Genomic DNA, 4,821 nt, shown 5'->3' with positions numbered 1-4,821 from the left:
CTGTACGCGGTGTACGACCCGCACACCAGGCGCTGCGAGATGGCCAACGCGGGGCACATGCCGCCCGCGCTGGTCCACTCGGGCACGGCGCCGGCCCTGCTGGAACTGCCGGCCGCCGCCCCGCTCGGTGTCGGCGGCATCCCGTTCGAGACCAGGTCCGTCGACCTGGCCGAGGGGGACCTGCTGGTCCTGTACACGGACGGTCTGGTGGAGACCCGCCGGCATCCGATCGACGACCGCCTCGCCGTCCTCCTCGGTTTTCTGGACGAGCCCCGTCGGCCGCTGGAGGAGACCTGCGACCTGCTGCTGCACGGTCTGCGCCACCCGGACGACCACGACGACGTGGCGCTGCTGGTCGCGCGGGCGCTGTGACTCAGTCCACCCGGGGGGCGCCGCAGCCGTCGGTGCGGCAGAAGCAGGATGCCGTGATCGGCACGTCCGCGGTGGCGGCGGCGAGTTTCAGCTGCTGGGCCACGATCCGGGCCTCGCCGTCCTTGCCGAGCCGCCGCAGGCATTCGTGGAAGCCGTGCAGGGCCCAGACGTTGCCCGGGTGCTGCAACGGCCGGGGCAGGGTGTCGTCCAGACCGAGGTCGGCGCGGTAGACCGCCTCGGCCTCCGTGATGCGGCCGCGTTCGAGGAGCAGGGCGCCGTAGGCGTGCCGGGTGGGCTGCATCCAGCCCCAGGGTTCGTCGTAGGGGAGGTTGTCGTCCAGGTCGATCGAGCGCCGCAGGGCGCTGAAGGCGGTGTCGAAGTCGCCCTTGCGGTAAGCAAGTTCGCCGTCGAGCATCGCGGCGGCGATGGCCAGGATGTCGGCGCAGGTGTTGTTGAAGAGCGTGCGGGTGCCGGGGACCGCGGCCACGGCGTCCCGGAACCGGGCGCGTTCCGTCTCGGCCTCGATGATCCGGCCGGTCGCGGCGTACGCGACGCCGCGCGCGTAGTGCAGCATCGCGGTGCTCACGCAGTACAGCAGGGGGTCGGCGGGCAGCGGCAGCCGCAGGATGTCCGCCCAGCGGCCGAAGCGGATCAGGACGTGCACCCGCATCGCCAGGAAGCCCTCGAGCCAGTCGGCCATCGGCGGGCTCGGTACGCGCAGCAGGTCCTCCGGGACGGCGGCTTCGAGCAGTTCGGCGGTGGCGAGGGCGTCCTGGAGGCGGCCCAGGAACATCGCGCCGTAGATCCTGAAGTGCAGGTTGTGGCAGCGGTAGAGGGTGTAGAAGTTCATGGCGCCGGCCCGGGCGTGGTACTTCTCGTCGGCGGCGACGGCCGCGGTGTTGTCGGAGACGACGCGTCGGTAGTCACCGCAGAGGACCTCCAGGTGCGAGGGCATGTGCCGCAGGTGCCCGGCGTCGGGGACGAGGTCGCGCAGCCGGTCGGCGACGGGCAGCGCGGTCTCGGGCGTGGGCGACATCTCCATCAGGTGGATGTAGAGGTGCAGCAGGCCGGGGTGCCGGTTCCCCGCCCCGGTGGCGAGGGCCCGCTCCAGTACGGCTCTGGCCTCCTGGGTGCGGGCGCCGTCGGCCGGCCTGCCGGTGCGGATGTCCCAGAGCTGCCAGGGGGTGAGATTCATCAGGGCGTCGGCGTGCAGAGCCGCCACGTCGGGGTCGTCGGGGGCCAGGTCGTAGGCGGCGCGCATGCTGTCGGCGTAGTCCGTGTTCCACACCGAGCAGGCCGCCGCGTCCGGGGCGGCGGCCCGCGGGTAGCGGGCGCGCAGGGCCGCCACCAGGGCGCGCTCCACGGGTGTCGCGCGGGCGGCCTTGGCGTGGGCGCGCTCCACGGCGGCGTGGGTGCGCTCCACCGTGCGGGCGAGGTCCCGTGCGTCGAAGAACTCCCAGGGTTTGTTGTAGTTGGGGCCGAGGGCGTAGGCCACGCCCCAGTCGGCCATGGCGCAGTCCGGGTCGGCCGCTCCGGCCGCCTCGAAGCAGCGCACGGCCTCCTCGTGGTTGAAGGCGTAGGTCCAGTTCAGGCCGCGATCGAACCAGGTCTGCGCGGCGGGGGACGACGTCGTGACGCGCCGGCTGTGACTGCGAGGGGCTTGAGGCCCTTCGGGAACCGGTCCCGGTTGGGCGTCCAGTCGCCGAGACCCGCGCGGTCGGAGGTGCGGGCTCCGAACCAGCCGTCGTCCACCACGAACAGCTCGACACCGATCGCGGCGGCCTGCCGGGCGAGGGTGGCCTGCTGCTCCTCGGAGATGTCGAAGGTGGTGGCCTCCCACGAGTTGAACAGCACCGGCCGGTCCCGCTCGGCGTCGGGGATGACGTACGCCCGCTGATAGGCGTGCCAGGCACGGCTCGCCCCGCCGAAGCCGCCGTCGGACCACAGGGCCGCGAACACGGGGCTGGTGTACGACTCGCCCTCGGCCAGCATCAGCAGGCCCGAGTCGTCGTAGCCGGCGCCGCCGGTGATCTGCACACGCGCGTCGGGGAGCTGGGCGACGGCGATCCGCCAGGACCCGGACCAGCCGAGGGCGCAGCCCCAGACCTCCCCGTGCTCCTCGGTGGCGTCGGTGTCCAGGGCGACCCAGGGCAGGTGCTGGTGGCCGGTGTGGCCGCGGCGGCTGCCGATGACCTTCTCGCCGTAGGTGAGCGGGGTGCTGACCAGCCGGGACTCGGCGGCCCAGCGGCCGTGCAGCTGGGAGAGCCGCCAGCCCTCGCGGTCGGGCAGCGTCCAGGTCGCCGCGTCGGCGCGCAGCAGCTCCACGCGCGCGTGCCCCTCGTTGCCGACGGTCACCCAGCGCTCGACGACGTCGCCGCGCATCCGGTAGTGCAGGGTGATGACGATCCCGCCGTCCCGGAAACGCAGCCGTAGCTCCTCGCCGCCGGCGTCGCCCGCCGTCTCGTACGACTCGAAGGTCCACTCCGTGCCGCGGCGCTCCTCGGTGCGCACGGACAGCGCGGGGCGCACGAAGCGGGGGCCGCCCTCGACGGGGTACTCCTCACGGCCGTCGAGCGGGGACTCGAAGGGCCAGTATCCGGGCAGCGCCCGGGTGCTGAGGGCCTCGGCGTCGGCCAGCCCGATCCGGGGCCCCCAGTGCAGGTGAAGCAGTTCACCGGCCTCCGTCAGATGCAGCGCGTAGCTGCTGCCGGGGCCCGACAGGAGCCAGGTACGACCGTTTTCGGCGATGTCCACCATCGAGAAACCTCACACAAGTGCCAACAGATCCGCTCAAGCCCCAACATCATCAAGGGCCGCGGGCCCGGAGGCAACGCCTGTGGACAACTCATTGCCTGTGGAAACCGATGTCGTATGGTCAACGCAGTGCCCGTCGACGAGCCGCGCCGACGGGGCCGGCCGGGAGGAGCCCCCGTGACACAGCAGGTCCCGTCCACCGAGCCCGAGCTGGCCGGTGTGCGCAACTTCCGTGACGTGGGCGGCCTGCCGACCGTGGACGGGCGCCGGGTGCGGCACGGCGTGCTGTTCCGCAGCGGGCACCTCGCGCACGCGACGGAGCAGGACGCGGAGTTCCTCGCCTCCCTGGGCCTGCACACGATCTTCGACTTCCGCAACGCGGCGGACCAGAAGCTGGAGGGCCCGGACGTCGAGCTGCCCGGCGTGCGGAACGTGAACCTGCCGCTGAGCGACCCGGCGCACGGCGCCGAGTTCTGGACGATGGTCCGCGAGGGTGACATCGAGCAGCTGCGCGGGCTCCTGGGCGACGGCCGGGCCGCGGCCCGGATGGTCAGCTCGTACCGCACGATCGTCAAGGACCGCACCGGGGAGCACGCGCGCGTGCTGCACGCCATCGCCGAGGACAGCGTCCCGACGCTGATGCACTGCGCGGCCGGCAAGGACCGCGCGGGCATCTCGATCGCCGTGACACTGCTCGCGGTGGGGGTGGAACGGGACGCGATCCTCGCCGACTACCTGGAGTCCAACGCCAAGCACCGCCGCTACCGGGTGAAGCGCAGCGGCAGCGGGGACAGCGTCTACAGCCCCGAGGTGATGGAACTGCTCAGCCCGCTCTTCGACGCCCGCGCGGAGTACCTGACGGCGGCCGTCGAGAGCATCGAGGAGACGTGGGGCGACGTCGACACCTACCTGGCGCAGGGGCTCGGGCTCACCCCCGAGACCCGGGAGCGGCTGCGCGAGCGCCTGCTCGACTGAGGCGGGGGCTCAGCCCTTGCCGCCGAGGGTGAAGAGCAGGAAGAGGAACGCGGCGAACACGTGCCCCACGGCGATGTAGATGACGAGCCGGATCCACAAGGACCGCGGGAACCTCTCCTCATAGTTGCTCACGGCATCTCTCCAGTGGTCGGTCCCAGGCACAGCGCGGCCGTGGGACTCTGCAGCAGGGTGTGGACGAACAGGAGCTCGACCCCGTCGTGGTCCTCGGCGGCGAGCCGGTGCGGGGTCAGCGAGTCGAAGTGGGCGCTGTCGCCGGGGGCGAGCACGTGGGTGGTGTCGCCGAGGCGCAGCCGCAGCCGCCCCTGCAGGACGTACAGCCACTCCTCGCCGGGATGCACCCGTACGACGTCGCCCTGCGAGCCGTACGGCACCCGGACGCGCAGCGCCTGCATCCCGCGGCCGGAGGACCCGGCCTGCCAGTACGTCCAGCCGCCCGCCCCGGTCGGTTCCATGTCACCGGCGCGCACGATGGCGTCCCGCTCGGCGACGGTCTCCCCCAACAGCTCCGAGACCGTCGTACCGTAGATGCGGGCGAGCGCGAGCAGCATCGGCAGCGACGGCTGGCGCTGGCCGGTCTCCAGGCGGGACAGGTGCGCGGGCGACAGCCCGGCGTCCCCCCCTTCGAGACGATCGACCGGGACGGCGTCGGCTCCCTGGTCGCGGCGGCCGCGAAGGCCGGCCGAGCCACCAGATCGGAAG

At 72.7% G+C, this 4,821-nt stretch carries 5 protein-coding genes and 1 pseudogene; 2 read left to right on the top strand and 4 right to left on the bottom strand.

Going from position 1 to position 4,821, the window contains the following annotated elements; genetic code table 11:
- Positions 1-372 (top strand): PP2C family protein-serine/threonine phosphatase (locus ABZ646_RS40110; RefSeq protein WP_360530752.1); only part of this gene is annotated, 372 nt, incomplete at its 5' end.
- Between the two features lies 1 nt (position 373).
- On the opposite strand, the gene ABZ646_RS40105 is transcribed toward ABZ646_RS40110, so the two are convergent.
- Both ABZ646_RS40105 and ABZ646_RS40100 read right to left on the bottom strand, forming a co-directional pair.
- Positions 374-2,071 (bottom strand): hypothetical protein, encoded by a 1,698-nt coding sequence (locus ABZ646_RS40105; RefSeq protein ID WP_360530755.1) that lies wholly within the window; start codon positions 2,069-2,071, stop codon positions 374-376.
- Positions 2,023-3,129: pseudogene (locus ABZ646_RS40100) on the bottom strand (glycoside hydrolase family 36 N-terminal domain-containing protein); the annotation flags it as partial. The pseudogene ABZ646_RS40100 and the gene ABZ646_RS40105, both read right to left, overlap by 49 nt.
- Positions 3,130-3,303: 174 nt before the next feature.
- Here ABZ646_RS40100 and ABZ646_RS40095 point away from each other — a divergent pair.
- Complete coding sequence (locus tag ABZ646_RS40095; RefSeq protein ID WP_360530749.1) at positions 3,304-4,101, top strand: tyrosine-protein phosphatase; 798 nt, start codon at positions 3,304-3,306, stop codon at positions 4,099-4,101.
- 9 nt (positions 4,102-4,110) lie between these two features.
- On the opposite strand, the gene ABZ646_RS40090 is transcribed toward ABZ646_RS40095, so the two are convergent.
- Positions 4,111-4,233: a DUF6126 family protein gene (locus tag ABZ646_RS40090; RefSeq protein ID WP_360530746.1), complete on the bottom strand. Its 123-nt coding sequence runs from the start codon at positions 4,231-4,233 to the stop codon at positions 4,111-4,113.
- Positions 4,230-4,821, bottom strand: a 592-nt coding sequence (locus tag ABZ646_RS40085; protein ID WP_360530743.1) for an XRE family transcriptional regulator, incomplete at its 5' end; no start/stop codon positions are given. The genes ABZ646_RS40085 and ABZ646_RS40090, both read right to left, overlap by 4 nt.

The organism is Streptomyces sp. NPDC007162 (genome assembly GCF_040634175.1).
Taxonomy (GTDB): domain Bacteria; phylum Actinomycetota; class Actinomycetes; order Streptomycetales; family Streptomycetaceae; genus Streptomyces.
This window is presented reverse-complemented; position numbering and strand designations above follow the sequence as displayed.